The organism is Streptomyces sp. NPDC087787, assembly GCF_044743035.1.
Taxonomy (GTDB): Bacteria; Actinomycetota; Actinomycetes; order Streptomycetales; family Streptomycetaceae; genus Streptomyces.
In genome coordinates, this window is the sequence record NZ_JBIUVQ010000024.1 from 62906 (window position 1) to 78835 (window position 15930).

The 15930-nt window shown below is 73.4% G+C and carries 16 protein-coding genes; 11 read left to right on the forward strand and 5 right to left on the reverse strand.

The window, feature by feature from the left end:
• Positions 1 to 23 precede the first annotated feature (23 nt).
• From msrB to ACIOWN_RS30065, 4 genes are all read right to left on the reverse strand, one after another.
• Positions 24 to 431 carry a peptide-methionine (R)-S-oxide reductase MsrB gene (msrB, locus tag ACIOWN_RS30050; RefSeq protein WP_362354759.1) on the reverse strand — a complete coding sequence of 136 codons (408 nt, stop codon included), beginning with the start codon at positions 429 to 431 and terminating at the stop codon, positions 24 to 26.
• Between the two features lie 14 nt (positions 432 to 445).
• The gene (gene murC, locus ACIOWN_RS30055; protein ID WP_401983877.1) at positions 446 to 1834 is read right to left on the reverse strand and encodes a UDP-N-acetylmuramate--L-alanine ligase; all 1389 of its coding nucleotides are present in this window, start codon (positions 1832 to 1834) and stop codon (positions 446 to 448) included.
• A gap of 73 nt (positions 1835 to 1907) precedes the next feature.
• Positions 1908 to 2381: an indole-3-glycerol phosphate synthase gene (locus ACIOWN_RS30060; RefSeq protein ID WP_362354755.1), complete on the reverse strand. Its 474-nt coding sequence runs from the start codon at positions 2379 to 2381 to the stop codon at positions 1908 to 1910.
• Between the two features lie 130 nt (positions 2382 to 2511).
• Positions 2512 to 3336, reverse strand: coding sequence for a pyrimidine reductase family protein (locus tag ACIOWN_RS30065; protein WP_401983878.1), 825 nt, complete (start codon positions 3334 to 3336; stop codon positions 2512 to 2514).
• Positions 3337 to 3373: 37 nt separating this feature from the next.
• On the opposite strand from ACIOWN_RS30065, the gene zapE reads away from it, so the two are divergent.
• The 9 genes from zapE to ACIOWN_RS30110 all read left to right on the forward strand — a co-directional run bounded on the left by zapE (position 3374) and on the right by ACIOWN_RS30110 (position 11806).
• A complete protein-coding gene (gene zapE, locus ACIOWN_RS30070) occupies positions 3374 to 4486 on the forward strand; it encodes a cell division protein ZapE (RefSeq protein ID WP_362354751.1) in 1113 nt (370 codons plus the stop codon).
• A 118-nt stretch (positions 4487 to 4604) separates the two neighbouring features.
• Positions 4605 to 5183: a carbonic anhydrase gene (locus ACIOWN_RS30075; RefSeq protein ID WP_362354749.1), complete on the forward strand. Its 579-nt coding sequence runs from the start codon at positions 4605 to 4607 to the stop codon at positions 5181 to 5183.
• Between the two features lie 100 nt (positions 5184 to 5283).
• Positions 5284 to 6288 carry an SPFH domain-containing protein gene (locus ACIOWN_RS30080; protein ID WP_362354747.1) on the forward strand — a complete coding sequence of 335 codons (1005 nt, stop codon included), beginning with the start codon at positions 5284 to 5286 and terminating at the stop codon, positions 6286 to 6288.
• Positions 6289 to 6365: 77 nt separating this feature from the next.
• Entirely contained in the window at positions 6366 to 6932 is a 567-nt protein-coding gene (locus ACIOWN_RS30085) for a YbhB/YbcL family Raf kinase inhibitor-like protein (protein ID WP_362354745.1), read from the forward strand.
• A gap of 112 nt (positions 6933 to 7044) precedes the next feature.
• On the forward strand, positions 7045 to 7914 hold the full coding sequence (locus ACIOWN_RS30090) for a polysaccharide deacetylase family protein (RefSeq protein WP_362354743.1): 870 nt from the start codon (positions 7045 to 7047) through the stop codon (positions 7912 to 7914).
• Positions 7915 to 8162: 248 nt separating this feature from the next.
• The gene (locus ACIOWN_RS30095; protein ID WP_401983909.1) at positions 8163 to 8930 is read left to right on the forward strand and encodes an aminoacyl-tRNA hydrolase; all 768 of its coding nucleotides are present in this window, start codon (positions 8163 to 8165) and stop codon (positions 8928 to 8930) included.
• A gap of 334 nt (positions 8931 to 9264) precedes the next feature.
• Complete coding sequence (locus tag ACIOWN_RS30100; RefSeq protein WP_362354741.1) at positions 9265 to 10620, forward strand: DUF692 family multinuclear iron-containing protein; 1356 nt, start codon at positions 9265 to 9267, stop codon at positions 10618 to 10620.
• A gap of 125 nt (positions 10621 to 10745) precedes the next feature.
• Positions 10746 to 11585 (forward strand): TIGR04222 domain-containing membrane protein, encoded by an 840-nt coding sequence (locus ACIOWN_RS30105; protein WP_401983881.1) that lies wholly within the window; start codon positions 10746 to 10748, stop codon positions 11583 to 11585.
• A 17-nt stretch (positions 11586 to 11602) separates the two neighbouring features.
• Positions 11603 to 11806: a hypothetical protein gene (locus ACIOWN_RS30110; protein ID WP_362354738.1), complete on the forward strand. Its 204-nt coding sequence runs from the start codon at positions 11603 to 11605 to the stop codon at positions 11804 to 11806.
• A gap of 35 nt (positions 11807 to 11841) precedes the next feature.
• Here ACIOWN_RS30110 and ACIOWN_RS30115 read toward each other — a convergent pair whose 3' ends face one another.
• On the reverse strand, positions 11842 to 12489 hold the full coding sequence (locus ACIOWN_RS30115; RefSeq protein ID WP_401983883.1) for a LysE family translocator: 648 nt from the start codon (positions 12487 to 12489) through the stop codon (positions 11842 to 11844).
• 230 nt (positions 12490 to 12719) lie between these two features.
• On the opposite strand from ACIOWN_RS30115, the gene ACIOWN_RS30120 reads away from it, so the two are divergent.
• Complete coding sequence (locus tag ACIOWN_RS30120; RefSeq protein WP_362354734.1) at positions 12720 to 14066, forward strand: PLP-dependent aminotransferase family protein; 1347 nt, start codon at positions 12720 to 12722, stop codon at positions 14064 to 14066.
• Positions 14067 to 14254: 188 nt separating this feature from the next.
• The gene (locus tag ACIOWN_RS30125) at positions 14255 to 15919 is read left to right on the forward strand and encodes an alpha/beta fold hydrolase (protein ID WP_401983886.1); all 1665 of its coding nucleotides are present in this window, start codon (positions 14255 to 14257) and stop codon (positions 15917 to 15919) included.
• Positions 15920 to 15930 lie beyond the last annotated feature (11 nt).

The window sequence follows — 15930 nt, forward strand, 5'->3', positions numbered from 1 at the left end:
CCCCGCCCGCCGGCCCCGGGCGGTCAGTTCTCGTCGGGGGTCAGGCGCAGGGAGATGGAGTTGATGCAGTACCGCTGGTCGGTCGGGGTCGCGTAGCCCTCGCCCTCGAAGACGTGGCCGAGGTGCGAACCGCAGCGGGCGCACCGCACCTCGGTGCGGACCATCCCGTGGGAGCGGTCCTCCAGCAGTTCCACGGCGTCGGTGTCCTTCGGGTCGTAGAAGGACGGCCAGCCGCAGTGGGACTCGAACTTGGTGCCGGAGGTGAACAGTTCGGCGCCGCAGGCGCGGCAGGAGTAGACGCCCTTGGTCTTCGTGTCGGTGTACTCACCGACGAAGGCGGGCTCCGTGCCGGCCTGGCGCAGCACGGTGTACTCGGCCGGGCTCAGCTCGGCCCGCCACTGCTCGTCCGGCTTCTCGACGTCGTACGGCATGGTTCTCGCGCCCCTCACTTCGGCAGACGGTCCAGGATGCGCGGTCCGAGGTCGGTGACGTCGCCCGCGCCCATGGTGAGAACAAGATCACCGGCCTTGGCCATTCCCGCCACCGCGTCGGGAACCTCGGCCGTGTCGTGGACGGCCGTCACGTCGGCGTTCGCCGCCCGCGCGGCGGCGATGATCAGCTCGCTGGTGATGCCGGGGATCGGGTCCTCGCGGGCCGGGTAGATGTCCAGGACGACGGAGGCGTCCGCGAGGGCCAGCGCCTGGCCCATCTCCTTGCCCAGCTCCTGGGTGCGGGAGAACAGGTGCGGCTGGAAGACGACCAGGATCCGGCCGTCGCCCGCGGCCGCGCGCATCGCCTCCAGGTCGGCGGTCATCTCGGTCGGGTGGTGGGCGTAGGAGTCGACGACCTGGACGCCGGCGGCCTCGCCCTTGAGCTGCAGGCGCCGCTTGACGCCGGTGTACGCGGCCAGCGCGGAGGCGAGTCCGGCGGCCGGGACGCCGAGCGCGGCGCCCGCGGCCAGCGCGGCGACGGCGTTGTGCGCGTAGTGGCGGCCGGGCACGGAGACCTGGAAGGTGAGCTCGGTGCCGTCCAGCAGGACGGTGACCTCGCTCCTGAGGCCCTGCGGCACGACCGACAGGATCCGCACGTCGGCGTCCTCGGACTCGCCGTACGTCACCGTCCGCACGGCGCCGGCCACGCGCCGGGTCAGCTCCCGCGCGCCCGGGTGGTCGGCGGAGATCACCAGCGTGCCGCCGGGGACGATCCGGTCCACGAAGGTCTGGAAGGACTCGTAGATCTCGTCCATCGAGGCGTAGTTGGCGTGGTGGTCCAGCTCGACGTTGAGGACGATGGCGACCTCGGGCGCGTACTTGTGGAAGCTGCGGTCCGACTCGTCGGCCTCGGCGACGAAGATCTCGCCCTCGCCGTGCAGCGCGTTGGAGCCGGGGACGTCCAGGTCGCCGCCGATGGCGTACGACGGCCGCAGGCCCAGCTCGCCGAGGGACACGGCCAGCATCGAGGTGGTCGTCGTCTTGCCGTGGGTGCCGGCGACCGCGATCGGGCGCAGGCCCTCCATCAGGGCGGCCAGCGCGTCGGAGCGGTGCACGACCGGGATGCCCAGCTCGGCCGCGCGGGCAAGCTCCGGGTTGTCCTCGCGGATCGCCGAGGAGACGACGACGCAGCTGGCGTCGACGGCGAGGTGCCCGGCCGCGTGCCCGATGTGCACGGTGGCGCCCAGCGCGCGCAGTGCCTCGGCGGTCTCCGACTCCTTGGCGTCGCTGCCCGCCACCTTGGCGCCGCGCTGGGCGAGGATCTTCGCGATGCCCGACATCCCGGCGCCGCCGATGCCGATGAAGTGCGGTCGGTCCATGGCGGTAGGAAGGCCGGGTGCCATGCGCTTTTCTCCCCAGGTGGTGCGGCTGCGGTACGACGGTGCGGGCGCCCCCGGGCGGGGGCGCCGCCCCAGCCTATGCCTTGCTGTGGGAGAAGAGTTTCAGGACCGGTACGCCCACCTTGTGGCGGGCCCGGGAGGCCCAGTCGCGGTGGAAGAACTCCTCCACGTAGTGCGGGTCGGTCAGGACGATCACCTCGTCGGCGCCGACCTCGGCGACCAGGGACTTCAGGGCGTCCAGCGGATGGTCCTCGACGAGCCGGCCCTCGGCCCTGCTGCCCGCCGCGCGCAGCGCGAGGAGGGACACGTCCAGGGCCTGCTCCCCGGCGCCCTTCGCGGCCGCGCCCTCGGGCGTCTCGCCCTCGCGCGTCGCCTCGTCGAGTTCACCGAGCGCGATGTCGTCGATGGCCCGCAGCAACCGGTCGGCCTGGTCGCCGCGCGGCTGGAGCAGTACGTGGAAGGAGACCGGCTCGTCGCCGTGCAAGGTGGTGACGAACTCCACGTCGGCGGACGTCAGGGCCTTCTCGATCATCAATACGCTTGTGAACACCAGGCGCCCTTTCTCCTCCGAGGGTCCTTGGACCCTCCGTCTCCCGCCACGGGCCGCAGCGACCCCTGCGGAAACCATCCTGCCCCGTGATCGCACGGGTATCGCAGGATTTTCGGCGGCGCTGCTCCGGTCAGGGGCGGCGGTACCTGCTGAACAGGAAGCCGTCGTCCTCCAGCAGGGACGCCAGGGTGAAGCGCTGCGGGACCGTGACGGAGGGTCCGCCGGCGATGCGCTGGGCGTTGCCGGCGGTGAGCATCGGGGAGACCGTGAGGCACATTTCGTCCAGGACGCCGGACGCGACCATCTGACCGAGCAGGCGCGGTCCGCCCTCGGTGAGCAGGCGGGTGTGGCCGAGTCCGGCGAGCGCCCGGACGGCGCGGGTGGGGTCGACACCGACGCCGTCGCCGGCGATCACCACACGGGCGCCCGCCTTCTCCGCGGCCGCGATCCTCTCCGGGGCCGCCGCCGCGCCCGTGAGGACCAGCGTGGGCACCAGCGGCGAGGCGAACAGCGGCAGCGAGAAGTCCAGTTCCAGGCTCGCCGTGACGACCGCGATCGCCGGAGCCGGCCCCTGCCCGGCCGCCTCCCGCAGTGCCGCGAACTCCGCCCGGGCCCGGGCCGGGCGGTACCCCTCCTGGCGCACCGTCTCCGCGCCGACCACCACCACGTCGGCCAGCGCCCGCAGCGTGCCGAAGATCCGCATGTCGGCGGCGCTGGAGATGGGCTGTGAACGCCCCTCGTGCTGGGCGGCCCCGTCGAGGGTGGCGACCATGTTGGCGCGCAGCCACGGCTCCCCGGCCGCCGCCCCGCGCTCGGGGTAGGCGTAGGCGGCGGCCAGCTCGGCGAAGCTCCACTCCCGGTCCACGAGGGCGCCGGGCACGCTCGTACCACCGGCCCCGGCCGCGTCCGGGCTCTGGACTGCTGTTTCGTCGGTCACAGGGAACAGGCGTCGCATGACGTGCAGTGTTCCATGCCGCTTACCATGGGGAACCGTGTCGTCCTCCACAGCCGCCTCAGGGCTCAGCTCCCTGACCACCACGGCCCCGCTGTCCCTGTGCGCCCGCGAGCCGCACGTCCCCGCGGACCGGCTGGTCGCCGAGATGGTGCCGCCGCCCCGCTTCGACGCGGTGCGCTTCGCGACGTACATCCCGGACCCGAAGCAGCCCAGCCAGACCCAGGCCGTCGAGGTCCTGGACGACTTCGCCGCCGGACTCGGCGGCGCGTCCGCGACCGGCTCCGGCAGGCGCGGCCTGTTCGGCTTCGGCAGGAGCAAGGCGAAGGGCAGGGCCGCCGGTGCCGGGCCCCGCGGTGTCTACCTCGACGGCGGCTACGGCGTCGGCAAGACCCACCTGCTGGCCTCCTTGTGGCACGCCACCCCGGCCGAGCCCGCCCGCAAGGCGTTCGGCACCTTCGTCGAGCTGACCAACCTCGTGGGCGCCCTCGGCTTCCAGAAGACCGTCGAGACGCTCTCCGGCCACCGCCTGCTGTGCATCGACGAGTTCGAGCTGGACGACCCGGGGGACACGGTGCTCGTGTCCACCCTGCTCGGCAGGCTGGTCGACGCGGGCGTCGCGCTCGCCGCCACCTCCAACACGCTGCCGGGCAAGCTCGGCGAGGGCCGCTTCGCCGCCACGGACTTCCTGCGCGAGATCCAGGGCCTGTCCGCGCACTTCCGTGCGCTGCGCATCGACGGCGAGGACTACCGCCACCGCGGCCTGCCCGAGGCTCCGGCGCCGTACTCCGAGGAGCAGGTGACCAAGGCGGCGTACGCCACGGAGAACGCCTCGCTCGACGACTTCCCGCACCTGCTCGACCACCTGGCCAGGGTGCACCCCAGCCGTTACGGCGCCCTGACCGACGGGCTGACGGCCGTGTGCCTCACCGACGTGCGGCCGGTGCCGGACCAGTCGACGGCGCTGCGGCTCGTGGTCCTCGCGGACCGGCTCTACGACCGCGAGGTGCCCGTACTGGCCTCCGGGATGCCCTTCGACCGGCTGTTCAGCGAGGAGATGCTGAACGGCGGCTACCGCAAGAAGTACTTCCGCGCCATATCCCGCCTCACCGCCCTGGCCCGGGACGCCAAGGGGCTCGTCGAGACGCACTGACCGGGGCCGACGCCCCGGCGGACGGCTTCCCGGGGGTTACCGTGTCTCCTGCCGGCTCCTGATCGTTGGCCGGCCCCCGATCGTTGGCTGGTCCGCGCCGCAGACACGGAGTCGCCCCATGCAGCCCCTGATCCACAACGCCCGTACGTTCGGACGGCGCCCGGAGGACTTCGCCCGGCTCGCCGAGGGCCAGTCCCCCGAGGTCCTGTTCATCGCCTGCTCCGACTCCCGGGTCGTCCCGGCCCTGATCACCGGCGCCCGGCCCGGCGAGCTGTTCGAGCTGCGCACCGCGGGCAACATCGTGCCGCCGTACGCCTCGGCGCGGCCCACCGCCGAGGCGGCCACCATCGAGTACGCGGTGGAGGTGCTCGGCGTCGGCGACATCGTCGTCTGCGGCCACTCCCACTGCGGTGCGGTCGGCGCCCTCGTCCGCGGGGACGACCTCGACGCCGTACCCGCCGTACGGGACTGGCTGGCGCAGGCGACGCCCCGTCCGGCAGGGGCCGCCCAGGACCCGGCGGTCGCCGAGGGCGTCCAGAGCCACGCCCTGACCCAGCTGCTGCGGCTGCGTTCGTACCCGTGCGTCGAGAAGCGGCTCGCGGACGGGCGGCTCACGCTGCACGCCTGGTACTACGAGGTGCACACCGGCGCGGTGCTGGCGCACTGCCCGCGGACGGACACGTTCACGCCCCTGTGAACGGAGGCCGTCCGGCGGCTCGACCCTGGCGTCCGACCGGGCATATCGTTGAAGCGGGCGCATATCGCGCATACCGGCGACCGGTCGAGGAGTCCTCGTCATGGTGCAGGAACTGGTGACCGCCGTGATCACCGCGGGCTGCGTGGGGTTCGTGTACCTCGCTGCGGCGATGCGGGTCGTCAAGCAGTACGAACGCGGGGTGGTGTTGCGCCTGGGGCGGCAGACCGGTGAGGTACGCCCGCCGGGCCTGGCGGTGATCGTCCCGTTCGTGGACCGGCTCTACAAGGTCAACATGCAGATCGTCACGCTGCCGATCCCGGCCCAGGAGGGCATCACCCGGGACAACGTGACGGTACGCGTGGACGCGGTCGTCTACTTCAGGGTGGTCGACGCCGTCAGCGCGCTCATCCGTGTGGAGGACTACAAGTTCGCGGTCTCGCAGATGGCGCAGACGTCCCTGCGTTCGATCATCGGCAAGAGCGACCTGGACGATCTGCTGTCCAACCGCGAGAAGCTCAACCAGGGTCTCGAGCTGATGATCGACAGCCCGGCCGTCGGGTGGGGCGTGCAGATCGACCGGGTGGAGATCAAGGACGTCTCCCTGCCGGACACGATGAAGCGGTCCATGGCACGGCAGGCGGAGGCCGACCGTGACCGGCGGGCCCGCATCATCAACGCGGACGCGGAGTTCCAGGCGTCGAAGAAGCTGGCGGAGGCGGCCCAGCAGATGGCGGACACGCCCGCCGCGCTGCAGCTGCGGCTGCTCCAGACGGTGACGGCGGTCGCCGCCGAGAAGAACTCCACCCTGGTCCTGCCCTTCCCGGTCGAATTGCTGCGGTTCCTGGAGAAGGCCCAGCGGGAGCCGGAACCGGAACGGTCCAGGAGCCTCGACAGGAGCACGGGGCCGACCACGCCCCGTCCGCCCGAGGAGCTGCTGGAGGCTGCCGCGGAGGTGTCCACGGACCCCGACGGCACCGCCCCCGACCCGGCCCCGGTCACCCCTGTCCGCAGCAGCGCCGAGTCGGCCCCGATCACCCCCGTCCGGAGCAGTGCCGACGCGGTCACTCCGGAGCCGGACGGCAGCGCGGCCCGCAGCGGGACGTAGCTCCCGTCTCCGGCCCCCGTCCCCTGTACGGCCCCGCGCGGTCGCGGCGCCGTGAGGCGGTCGCTAGCGTGCGTGGCATGCGCAGCCGGTTCGTGGGGGTTGTCCTGATCGCGACGCTGGGGGGCCTCGCGGGGTGCGGGGGCGGAGGCACGGGAACCGCCGCCATGCCCAGCGCCGACGCCCCACCGGGTGCCGCGGGCCGGATCACCGTGTCCAGCCCGGCGTTCGCCGACGGCGGCACCGTTCCCGGCCGCTACACGTGCGGCGGGGCGGACGTCTCGCCGCCGCTGGCGTTCTCCGGGGTTCCCGCGCACACGGCGGCGCTGGTCCTTCTGGTCGAGGACCGGGACGCCCCCGGAGGCACTTTCACGCACTGGCTGGTGTGGAACATGGACCCGCGCACCAGGAGCCTGGCGGCGGACGCGACCCCGCCCGGAGCCGCCCAGGGACGCAACGACTTCTCGAAGACGGGCTACAGCGGCCCCTGCCCGCCGCCCGGCAAACCCCACCGCTATGTCTTCACGGTGTACGCCGCCGACCGCCGCCTCGCCCTGAAACCGAACGCCACGGCGGCCGACGTGCGGAGCGCGCTGAGCGGCCACACCCTGGCCTCCGGCACCCTCACCGCCCGCTACGGCCGCTGAGCCGGGACCGTACCGCCGGGCCACCGGACCACTCGGCCACCCGGCGACCGGCTGGGTGACCGCGCGGCCATGCCGGCGTTCCCGTGATCAAAGAAGGTCATATGTTGATCGGGTGATCACACTTGTACGACGCATCACCGCTGTCTGCGCTCTCGGCGCCGCACTGACCGCCTGCGGCGGCAACGAGGCCCCACGCGCCGGGCTGACGGCCCCCTCGCAGTCCGCGTCGGCCTCACCCTCCGCGCCGGCCAGTCCCTCGCCTTCCCGGCCGCCGGCCCTCACCCCTGGGCCCGGCGGTCTGACCCCCGTCTTCAGCAACGGCCCCCGCACCAAGGGGAAGACGGTCGCGCTCACCTTCGACGCGGACATGACCGCCGACGAGGGACCGCGCGCGGCGGCGGGCGAGCACTTCGACAACCCGGAGCTGATCGCCACCCTGCGCGCCCTGAAGGCGCCGGCCACGGTGTTCATGACCGGTCGCTGGGCCGAGCAGTACCCGGACCAGGCCCGCTCCATCGGCAGCGACCCCCTGTTCGAGCTCGCCAACCACTCCTACAGCCACTACGCGTTCACCGCGAACTGCTACGGACTGCCCAGGGTGCCCGCCGACCGGATGCGGTCGGACGTGGAGGGCGCGTACGAGGCGTTCCGCAAGGCGGGCGTGCCGCACCCGATGCCGTACTTCCGCTTCCCCGGCGGCTGCTACGACCAGCAGGCCCTGCGGGCGCTCAGCGGTCTCGGCGTCACCGCGGTGCAGTGGGACGTGGTGAGCGGAGACGCGTTCGCGACGGACGCGGACGCCGTGGCCCGGCAGGTCCTTGCCGGGGTCAAGCCGGGCTCGGTCGTGGTCATGCACTGCACCCGCAGCGCCGCGCCCACCACCGAGCGCGTGGTGCGCGCCGTCGTACCGGAGCTGCGCAAGAGGGGCTACCGCCTGGTGAAGGTCTCCGACCTGATCGCCGCCTCGACCGACCGCGCCTGAGGGTCCGACCGGGAGCCGGCGCCTGCCAGGAGCCGACGTCGGCCAGGAGCCGCCAGGGCCGCGACCGGGAGCCGTGGGCCGGAGGCGACCGGGGGCCGCGACCGGGAGCCGGAGGCGACCGGGGGCCGCGACCGGAAGCCGGTGGCGACCGGGAGCCGGTGCCGACCAGGGACGGGTGCCGACCGGGAGCTCGGGCGGCCGGGAGACGGGACGGCCGGAAGCCGGGGCGGCCGGGGCCGGCTGGCAGACTGGGCGCCGTGAGCACCGACGAGAGCACCACGGCCACCACCCCGCAGGACAGCCCGTTCCGGTCCGAGCCCGGCGCACGCGACCAGGCGCGGCAGTTCGTGCTGCCACTGGTGGTGCGGATCGAGCGGGCCGCTCCCCCGGCCCGTACGGACGCCCTGGAGACCGCGGCCCGAGCGGTCCTGGTGCTGCTCGCCGACGAGCGCTCGGCCGGTGACGGGGAGTGGGCGCGGGCCGTGCGGGACTGGCAGGACGCCCGGATCCGCAAGGTGGTGCGGCGGGCGCGTGGCGCCGAGTGGCGGCGGGCCGAGGCCCTGCCCGGCATCACCGTCACCGGCACGGCGGCGCAGGTGCGGGTCTTCCCGCCCGTACCGCTGGACGGCTGGCCGAAGGACCTGGCAAAGCTCCAGGTCTCCGGCACCGAGCTCGACGACCCGGAGCCGCCCGCCGCGCCGGACCCGGACGTCCCGGTGCTGTGGATGAGCCCCCGGCTGGACATGTCCGCGGGCAAGGCGATGGCCCAGGCCGGTCACGGCGCCCAGCTCGCCTGGTGGGAACTGTCCGACGAGCGGCGCGCGGCCTGGCGGGACGCGGGCTTCCCGCTCACCGTCCGCACCGCCGACCCCGCCCACTGGGCGGAACTCACCTCCGGCGGACTGCCGGTGGTGCGCGACGCGGGCTTCACGGAGATCGCCCCCGGCTCCTGCACGGTCGTCGCCGACCACCCGGCGCTGCGCCCGGACCGGCTCCGGGCCCACGGCGGCGCTTAGGGCCTCTCGTTTGGATCATGCCGGGCTCGCGGGCCCTGGCACCGCTCCCCCAAGCTCTTCGAGCAGGGGGCACCCCCAGCGGCGTTGTCGTCGGTTGGCAGGGCTCCGCCCTGCCGCCCTCCTCCGCCTTGCGATGCTCCCCCACTGCCTGAACGGCGTGGGAGGTGCCCCCAGCACCAGACCCCGCTCCCTGATCCGGCCTGATCCAAACGAAAGACCCTAGCTCAAATGTTGCTCTGAAGGTGCGGGTCGCGGGGTTCGGGGCGCGGCGTCCGGGCCATACCCCCGTCACGTGCACCGACCGGTGCGGGGGCAAGAGGGGGGCGAGGGCAGGATGGAGTGGCTCGGGACGGGAATCGGGTGGCGGCCGGAGATCGCGGACGCGGTGGAGGAGATGCCGGGCATCGACTGGGTCGAGGTCGTCTCCGAGAACGTGTGCCCCGCACATCTGCCAGAGTCGCTGCTGCGCCTGCGCGGCCGCGGGGTGACCGTGGTCCCGCACGGGGTCTCGCTCGGCCTCGGCGGGGCCGACCGGCCGGACGAGGGCAGGCTGACCGCCCTCGCCGAGCGGGCGCGGGCGCTCGGCTCGCCACTGGTCACCGAGCACATCGCGTTCGTCCGCGCGGGCGGCGCGCTGACCGCCTCGCCGCGGCTGGAGGCCGGGCATCTGCTGCCCGTGCCGCGCACCCGCGACGCTCTCGACGTGCTGTGCGAGAACGTCCGTATCGCGCAGGAGGCACTGCCCGTGCCGCTCGCCGTGGAGAACATCGCCGCGCTGCTGGCCTGGCCGGACGAGGAGCTGACGGAGGGGCAGTTCCTGTACGAACTGGCCGACCGCACGGGGGTGAGGCTGCTGATCGACGTGGCCAATCTGCACACCAACCACGTCAACCGGGGCGAGGACCCGGCCCGGGCGCTGGCCGAACTCCCCCTCGAAGCCATCGCGTACGTCCATGTGGCGGGCGGCTTCGAACGGGACGGCGTCTGGCACGACAGCCACGCCCACCCGGTGCCGCGCCCGGTCCTCGACATCCTGACCGACCTCGCCTCGCGCGTCGCCCCACCGGGGGTCCTGCTGGAACGCGACGAGAACTTCCCCGAACCGAGCGAGCTGGAGCGGGAGTTGGCGGCCATCGCAACGGCCGTGGAGTCGGGACGCACGGCGCCCGTGCGCCCCGCGCCCGACTCCGGCCCGGCACCCGTCTCCGACGCCGCGCCCGCACCCGACGACGGCCGCGATGCGCGCGGACCGGAGCGGCGGGCGGCCGGCGTCGAGGCCGCGCGGCAGCGGCTCGCGCTCGCGCAGACCTCGTTGCTCTCGGCGCTCGTCGCCGGGACGCCCGCGCCGGAGGGGTTCGACCGGGTGCGTATCGGCGTGCAGGCGCGCTCGCTGGCCGCGAAGCGGGCGGACGTCGTGGCCAAGGTGGCGCCCGAACTGCCGGTGCTGCTCGGCGAGGGCTACCGGACCGCGTTCCTCTCCTATGCGCAGACGCACCCGATGACCGGGGGCTACCGGCAGGACGCCCTGGAGTTCACGGAGTCCCTGCTGCTCGCCGGCCGGCCTCACGACGCGGGCGTCCGGCGGGAGTTGCGGGAGTGGTGGCTGGACCGCTCGGGTCCGGCGCCCCGGTCGCGCCGCCCGGCGGCACGGGTGGCCCGCGCGGCCCAGCGGGTGCTGCTGGGCGGCTGAGCCCGTCCCCGCCACCCCGACGCCCTGACCTCGGCAAACAAACGGAACGTCACATACCGGAGAAACTCTGTCCGGATGGCGAACAAGGTATGGCGTTTCCCAGGCCTCTGGCATAGAAACGCGTCATGTTCTGGGTCCTTCTCCTGCTTCTGGCCTGGGCCTTCGCGGGCACGGCGTGCCTGCGGCTGTGCCTGGCCGCGGTGCGCGCTGCGGCCGTCGACGTGGACGCGGGCCGCGGCCGCGATCTGACGCTCTACGAGGCGGCGTTCCTCTCGGGCGGACCGGCGCGGGTCGCCGAGCTGACCCTGGTATCCATGGCGCGCCAGCGTCGGCTGCTGCTCGCGCACACCGGCTGGGCGACGGTCGTCGATCCGCGCGGGCGGGACGAGATGGAGCGTTCCGTCATAGGGGCGATCGGCCCCGAGGGACAGTCCCGGATCGCGCCGGTGCGCGCGGCGGCGGCCACCGCCGAGGCGGTGCGCGGCCTCGCCGACCGGCTCGTCAGCGCAGGTCTCGCCGTGCCGGACGGGGACGGGTCCACGATCGCGGCCGGGGTCCGCCGGGTGCGGATCGCCGCGCTGGCCGTCCTCGCCCTGAGCCTGACCGCGCTGCTGCTGCCCGGCCCGACCGGGATGCCCCGGGAGCTGATCGCCCTCTGGTTCGCGCTGCCGCTCGCGTTGACCCTGAGCTGCCTGGTCATCGCCCGCTTCGAGGTCCACCCGTACTCGCGCTGGGCGTCTCCGGCCGGCCAGCGCCTGCTCGGCGGCCTGGCCCGTCACATGAACGGCTTCGGCGACGAGCGCGCGTACCTGGCGTCCGTTGCCGTACGCGGCGTCAACGCGATCGGCGAACCGAACCTGCGCGCGGCCTTCGCCCACCACGACCGGCCCGTGCAGGACCGCGCCGCGCGCGACCGGCCCCGCACGGCCGGGCACCCCAAGACCGCTGGCGCGGACGGTGATTGATCGAAGACACTTCGCTGGTGATTGATCGAATCGGCTTGGCCATATCAGCGGCGGGCGTTCTGGCCTGCCTCATGCTCGTCGCCGGTGCCGCGCAGGCATATATGAACGGAGACGATTCAGGATGGTTCATCTCTTTTGCGGTGCTGCTTCAGATCACCACCGTCTGGCAGCTCGTGCGTGACGTCAAGCGGCACCGCAGGAGGCGAGTCCAGGCGGACTGACTTCTCGATCAGACGCCTGTGCGCGGTCCGTTCCGTCAGCTGGGGCCGGCCGGGCCCGACGTGTCGACGGCCAGGGAGATGGCGAGGGCGCCGAGCACGGTGCCCATCATGTAGCGCTGCGCCTTGAGCCAGGAGGGACGGCGGGAGAGAAAGACGGCGATCGTGCCGGCGGCGAGCACGATGGTCAGATTGACCGCGACGCTGACCACGACCTGGGCGGAGCCGAGGACGAGGCCCTGGAAGAGGACGTGGCCCTTGTCCAGGTCGATGAACTGGGGGATGAGGGAGAGGTACATGATGGCGATCTTCGGGTTGAGAAGGTTCGTCATCAGGCCCATGGTGAACAGCCTGCGCGGCGAGTCGTGCGGCACGTCCTGCGGGTCGAAGACAGAGATTCCGCCTGGCTTCAGGGCGTTCCACGCCAAGTAGGCGAGGTAGGCGGCGCCGGCGAGTTTCACCGCGACGTACAACTCGGGCACGGCGACGAAGACGACGGACAGACCCACGTTCGTGGCGACCAGGTACACCATGAAGCCCAGCGCCACGCCGCCGAGGGAGATCATCCCGGCGCGTCTGCCCTGGGTGATGCTGCGCGAGACGAGGTAGATCATGTTCGGCCCGGGAGTGAGCACCATGCCGAGCGCCACCACCGTCACGCCGAGGATCCCGCTCAGTTCAACCATGAAAGCCTCTCCAGCACCTGCTGATGTCCCGACCTCGACAACGGCCTCCCCCTCGGTGCAATCGGTGATCTCCACATCAGGATTGCCGCACCGGGCTGAAGGTGAACCGCAAGCCCACGCCTCGAACACCTGAGAGCGTAGGGCAGGGCAATAACTCGATGCAACCACCTCATTGCACTGAGTGCAATCCTGTGGTTGGGTGGAGGCGCCCCGACGGACGAGGAGAGCGCGTGTCGGACTATCAGAGCGTTGCGGACGCGGTGGCCGAGGAGATCAGGTCCGGTTCCCTCCGGCCTGGCGACCGCCTTCCCCCGCAGCGCGATTTCGCGCGGCAGCACGGCATCGCCAACTCCACGGCCACGCGCGTGTACCGGGAGCTGGCCCGTCGCGGCCTGACGGTGGGTGAGGTGGGGCGCGGCACGTTCGTGCGTGCGTCGCCCGCGAGGTCCGGTGCCTCCGCCCCCGCGCTCACGGAACCGGCGCTCGGCCGGATCGACCTGGAGCTCAACTACCCGGCCGTGCCCGGACAGAGCGCGCTCCTCGCCGAGGGGCTCGGCGGGCTGATGCACCCCGACACCCTCGGGTACGCCCTGCGCCCGGTCGGCGCGTCCGGGCTTCCGGCCGTCCAGGAGTCCGCCGCCGGCATCCTCGCCCGCGGTGGCTGGCGCCCCGACCCCGCGCGGATCCTGTTCGCGGGCAACGGACGGCAGGCCGTCTCGGCCGTCATCGCCGCCCTGGTGCCACCGGGCGGGCGTCTCGGGGTCGAGGAGCTGACGTACCCCGTCGTCAAGGCCGTGGCCGCCAGGCTCGGCATCACCCTCGTCCCGCTGGCCATGGACGACTCCGGACTGATCCCGCAGGCCGTGGCGGAAGCCCACGCCGCGGCCCCGCTGCACGCCGTTTACGTGCAGCCGAGGCTGCACAACCCGCTCTCGCTCACGATGCCCGAGCAGCGCGTCGAGCAGCTGGCCGAGACACTGCTGAGGCTTGGGCTCCCCGCGGTCGAGGACGCTGTATGGGCGTTCCTGCGCGACGAGTTGCCGCCGCTCGCCGCCTACGCCCCCGAGCGGACCGTCCTCGTCGACAGCCTGTCCAAGCGTGTCGCTCCCGGCTTGACTCTCGGTTTCGCGGTGGCGCCCGCCACCCTGACGAGTGAGATCGCCGCCTCCCTGCGGTCCGGGGGCTGGGCCCCCATGCGCTTCGCTCTGGAGGCCGCCCACCGCTGGCAGCAGGAGGGCACCGTGAAGAAACTGGTGGCCGCCAAGCAGCGGGAGGCGACGGTACGGCAGGGGATCGCCGCCCGGCACCTCGCCGGTTTCGCGGTGCGGAGTGAGCCGCGTTCCTACCACTGCTGGTGGCAGCTGCCCCGTCCGTGGCGAGCGGACACGTTCGTCGCCGCCGCCGCGCGGCATGGCATCGGGGTGGTGCCGGCCGCCGCGTTCACCATCGGCGGCAGCCACGCCCCCAACGCAATCCGCCTGGGGCTCGCCACACCGCGGGCGGACGTCCTCTCCCAGGCGCTCGGCACGCTCGCCGAACTCGCCCGGTCCGCGCCGGAGGACCTCGTCACCGACTGACGCCCGCCCGGTCGGGCGTGCGGGCGTGCGTGCGTGCGTGCGTGCGTGCCGGAGTGTGCGCCCGGCGCCGGAGTCCGCCCGGGGCGCGCCGGGGGCATCGGTGGCGACACCGGCGGGCGGTGCTTGCCCTTGCCGCCGAGTGAACGAAACATCCCTTCTGTCGCTGCCGTGCACCGAAGGGATACGCGATGACCGCTGCCGCCGTCTGGACGGCCGCCGGGTCCCTGGTCCTCACCGCCCTCGCCGGCGCCACGGCCTCCTCCACCGCGCGCCTCCCCGGCGCCGCGGCGGAACTGCGTGGCGCCGTCGTCGCCGCGGCCCGGGCGCGGGCGGCCGGGATCGACTTCGGCGCGTGTCCAAGGGCGCGGGAGCTGCCCCGGAGCATGGAGTGCGGCACGGTCCAGGTGCCCCTCGACTACGCGCACCCCGACGGCAAGCGGATCCGGCTCGTTGTCAGCCGGGTGAGGGCCACCCGCAAGGACCCGCGCAACAGCAAGCGCAGAGTGACCCGCCAGGGCGCCCTCGTGTTCAACCCGGGCGGTCCGGGCGCCGACGGCACCTCCTTCCCGCTGATGGGCCTGCTGCCGGAGTGGAAGCGCGTCGCCTCCGCGTACGACCTCGTCGGCTACGCCCCGCGCGGGGTGGGCCGGTCGGCCCCGCTGTCCTGCCAGGACCCGAAGGACTTCTTCCGGCTCAGGGCGCCCAGAGCAGCGCCGACGCACCCCTCACGGGCGTACAAGGAGCAGCGCGTCGCCGAGGCCAAGGCGTACGCGGGCGGCTGTGCCCGGCGCACGGGCGAGTCCCTGCGCCACTTCAACTCCCTCAACAACGCCCGCGACCTGGACGTGCTGCGTGCGGCGCTGGGCGAGGACCGGCTGACGTTCGTGGGCGCCTCGTACGGCACCTACCTCGGTGCACTGTACGCCGCGCTGTTCCCCACGCACGTCCGCCGGATGGTCTTCGACGCCGCGGTGAACCCGGCGCCCGACCGGATCTGGTACCGCGCCAACCTGGACCAGTCGGCCGCCTTCGAGGCCCGCTGGGCGGACTTCCGCGAGTGGACGGCGCGGCACGACGACGTGTACGCGCTGGGCGGTACGGCCGGGCAGGTGCAGAGGAGCTACGACAGGGCGCGCAAGCGGCTCGCCGCCGAACCGGCGGGCGGCTCGGTGGGACCGGGCCAGTTGCAGGGCCTGCTCCTGACGGCCGGATACTACGACGACCACTGGCCGGGCAGCGCCAAGGCCCTTTCGGCGTATCTGATGGGCGACCCGAAGCCGCTGGTCGCGCTCGCGGCCCCGCGCCGGGAGGGGGCCGCCGCCGCGGAGAACGGCAGCGCGGTCTACACGGCCGTGGAGTGCAACGACGCTTCCTGGCCGACGGACTTCGCGGTCTGGGACCGGGACAACACACGGCTCGCGCGGGTGGCGCCGTTCGAGACCTGGAGCAATGTGTGGGCGAACCTGCCGTGCGCCTACTGGCCGGCGCCCAGGCAGCGGCCCCTGGACGTGAGGACCGGCCCTGGCGAGCTGCCACCGACGCTGATCCTGGCCGCCGAACGGGACGCGGCCGCGCCGTACACGGGCGCCCTGGAGCTGCGCGGGCGGCTGGCCGGTTCGGTGCTGGTGACCGAGCGGGGCGCGGGCACGCACGGCATCGCGGGCGGGCCGAACGCCTGCGTCAACGCGTACCTGGACGCCTACCTGCTTCAGGGCCGCCTGCCGCGGCGGCAGGCGGTGTGCGCTCCGCGCGTGGAGCCGCGGCCGCACGGCCCGACGTTCCAGGAGACCCGCGTGCGCCAGTTGCGTGAGGCCTTGCAGCGGGCGACCGGCCGGACCGGCGCCCGCCGCTGACCGGCGGGGCC

Bases quoted from the DNA above. Each gene is read 5' to 3' on its own strand.
- msrB (WP_362354759.1), bottom strand. From the start codon at position 431: ATGCCGTACGACGTCGAGAAGCCGGACGAGCAGTGGCGGGCCGAGCTG.
- murC (WP_401983877.1), bottom strand. From the start codon at position 1,834: ATGGCACCCGGCCTTCCTACCGCCATGGACCGACCGCACTTCATCGGC.
- ACIOWN_RS30065 (WP_401983878.1), bottom strand. From the start codon at position 3,336: ATGCGACGCCTGTTCCCTGTGACCGACGAAACAGCAGTCCAGAGCCCG.
- ACIOWN_RS30075 (WP_362354749.1), top strand. From the start codon at position 4,605: ATGCAGCCCCTGATCCACAACGCCCGTACGTTCGGACGGCGCCCGGAG.
- ACIOWN_RS30080 (WP_362354747.1), top strand. From the start codon at position 5,284: ATGGTGCAGGAACTGGTGACCGCCGTGATCACCGCGGGCTGCGTGGGG.
- ACIOWN_RS30085 (WP_362354745.1), top strand. From the start codon at position 6,366: ATGCGCAGCCGGTTCGTGGGGGTTGTCCTGATCGCGACGCTGGGGGGC.
- ACIOWN_RS30100 (WP_362354741.1), top strand. From the start codon at position 9,265: ATGGAGTGGCTCGGGACGGGAATCGGGTGGCGGCCGGAGATCGCGGAC.
- ACIOWN_RS30105 (WP_401983881.1), top strand. From the start codon at position 10,746: ATGTTCTGGGTCCTTCTCCTGCTTCTGGCCTGGGCCTTCGCGGGCACG.
- ACIOWN_RS30115 (WP_401983883.1), bottom strand. From the start codon at position 12,489: ATGGTTGAACTGAGCGGGATCCTCGGCGTGACGGTGGTGGCGCTCGGC.
- ACIOWN_RS30125 (WP_401983886.1), top strand. From the start codon at position 14,255: ATGACCGCTGCCGCCGTCTGGACGGCCGCCGGGTCCCTGGTCCTCACC.